The organism is Parabacteroides sp. AM17-47, assembly GCF_003434625.1.
Classification (GTDB): Bacteria; Bacteroidota; Bacteroidia; order Bacteroidales; family Tannerellaceae; genus Parabacteroides; species Parabacteroides distasonis.
Genome location: NZ_QTLI01000034.1, coordinates 1 through 351, shown reverse-complemented (window position 1 = coordinate 351; position 351 = coordinate 1). Strand labels below are relative to the sequence as shown.

1 protein-coding gene is annotated in these 351 nt (G+C 56.1%); it reads right to left on the bottom strand.

What is annotated here, in order from left to right:
- A partial coding sequence (locus DW205_RS22655; protein ID WP_370016567.1) for a transcription termination/antitermination protein NusG occupies positions 1-351 on the bottom strand: 351 nt, incomplete at both ends.

Below are 351 nucleotides of genomic sequence, written 5' to 3'. Positions count from 1 at the left end.
CTCCCGCAGGCGATCGTTGTCCAGATGGGTATAGGCGTGCTTGCCCTTGGTGTTCAGCTCGATCAGCTCATACTCGCCCGGCTTCACCTCCAACAAGGGGACCCACATGCAATCGAGGATACGCGCCATGACATCTTTATGCCCGCCACCCGGCTGGATCACCACCTCCGCCTCCATACCGGTAAAATAACCGGACGTGATACGCACGCGATCACCTTTTAGCAGGCGATCGCTGTCAGGAACGTACACCGGAAGCTCGTTGGAATAAGATTCAGCCACCCAACGTAAATTACCCATCTCGTCATCCGAGAGATAAGGGAAATGAGTCATGCCTCCGGAAGAGACCCGGGG